Here is a 1,654-nt window from a genome sequence, read left to right as displayed (position 1 = left end):
CGGGCAACGGCGGCAACGGTGCCGGCGGCGCCATCTTCGTCACCACCCGCTTCTACTGACAGGAGAATCCCATGGGCACAGCAACACTCGTCGACGGGGACCTTGGTGGGCATCCGGGCCCGGCGCGCCTGTACCGCATCGACCCACCGATGGCGGGCGCCGACCACATCGTGATCTACACCCGTCAGCCCGCCTACGGGCAGCAGGGCCAGGTCGTGGTGGTCCTCGCCGACGACACCGGCGCGGTCCTCGGCCGTGACGTGCGCCCGCAGGCGGGCACGCACGTGTCGCCGAATCCGTCGCACACGCTGGCGCTGCAGCTCGCTGGATACGAGGTGGCGGCGTGAGCGTTCGGGTGGAGACCGTGGTCGGCGCTGGGGGAGCGGGAAGCGCTGGTGCCGCTAGTCTGTATTGGTGTCTATCTCGACCGGGATCGACACCGACCCAACCACAATGGAATACCGGCCGTCCTGAGGCACGTGGAAGGAAACCCGTGCGAAGAAGAATCCGGAGCGTGTTCCGGTTCTGGTGATCTCCGGGACAGGAAGATTGCCCCTCTGGACGTTGCCGTCGGGTCCGTGAATCTCGATAGGCACGGTTCCGGTGGTGTCACCGTCCTCGGCCTGGGTGAGCACGACCAGCATCGGTGTGATCTCCGACGGGGCAGTCGGGGTGGGCCTGGTGAACGAGGTAAGTACACCGCCCCACACATAGAGCTTCCCATTGACCGCGGTCGCATCGTCGGCCAGGAACGCACCCGTCACTATCATCGGAACATCGACTCCTCAGCAGTCGGTCACACCCCCGGAGAGTGCCTGCTCTCGCGGGGGTTTCATCTTGCAGGAGGCTACATGCCCGCACTGTCATCACCCTGGATTCAGGGGGTGTCGTGAGCGGATACACCCCGATCGTTGAACCGCTGATCCTGACCCGCGGCGCCGACTATGTGCACCGCTACAACCGGCACCCGAACGACCCGCCGTTCCCTGACGACACGACCGCCGAGATCGTCATCACCGACGGCTCGGAGGTCGGCGCCCCCGTGATCGCGACGTGGCCGGCGCTCGAGGTCACCGCGGACTACATCGAGTTCTGGGTGCAGTCGGAGGACGCTGACTTGATCGACGAGGGCCTGACCTACCAGCTGTACCCGCACTATCCGGTCGAACCGCCGGCCACCGACACCCTCGACTTCTGTTGGTACGAGGGCCAGATCGAACGCACACCCCGCTAGGAGACACCCATGAAAATGAGCACCGCTGTTCGCGAATCGCTCGCCGTCGAACTGTCCACCCTGGGTGCGACGTTCTCGGCGCACACCGCCGACCCCGGAACGACCGGTGACTCCGAGGTCACCGGCGGCAGCTACGCCCGCAAGACCCTGACGTGGACCGCGGGAGCGTCCGATGGTGACGTGGTCGGGTCCGAACTCGAGTTCGACATTCCCGCGTCGACGACCGTGACGCACCTGTCGTGCTGGAACGGCTCGACGTTTCAGTGGTCGCATCCGCTTGACAGCTCGGCGGTGTTCACCACGGCCGGGAAGCTGCGCGTTCCGGTGACGCTGCGGGTCCCGCAGGGCACGTAGCGTGGGCGCCTCGATCGCGCTGCGCCCGGCGCTGCCGGAGTCGACCGCCTCGGCGCCGGCCGCGAG

The 1,654-nt window shown here is 66.8% G+C and carries 4 protein-coding genes; 3 read left to right on the top strand and 1 reads right to left on the bottom strand.

Annotation, left to right across the window (positions count from 1 at the left end):
- Positions 1-71: 71 nt before the first annotated feature.
- Positions 72-347, top strand: coding sequence for a hypothetical protein (locus M1M07_RS32215; protein WP_248676764.1), 276 nt, complete (start codon positions 72-74; stop codon positions 345-347).
- Positions 348-401: 54 nt separating this feature from the next.
- On the opposite strand, the gene M1M07_RS32210 is transcribed toward M1M07_RS32215, so the two are convergent.
- Entirely contained in the window at positions 402-770 is a 369-nt protein-coding gene (locus tag M1M07_RS32210) for a hypothetical protein (protein WP_248676763.1), read from the bottom strand.
- Positions 771-889: 119 nt separating this feature from the next.
- Between M1M07_RS32210 and M1M07_RS32205 the strand changes: the two genes are divergently transcribed.
- A complete protein-coding gene (locus M1M07_RS32205; RefSeq protein ID WP_248676761.1) occupies positions 890-1,234 on the top strand; it encodes a hypothetical protein in 345 nt (114 codons plus the stop codon).
- A gap of 15 nt (positions 1,235-1,249) precedes the next feature.
- Positions 1,250-1,588, top strand: coding sequence for a hypothetical protein (locus M1M07_RS32200; RefSeq protein WP_248676760.1), 339 nt, complete (start codon positions 1,250-1,252; stop codon positions 1,586-1,588).
- Positions 1,589-1,654: the final 66 nt, after the last annotated feature.

Source organism: Rhodococcus sp. HM1 (assembly GCF_023218075.1).
GTDB lineage: Bacteria > Actinomycetota > Actinomycetes > Mycobacteriales > Mycobacteriaceae > Rhodococcus.
This window is presented reverse-complemented; position numbering and strand designations above follow the sequence as displayed.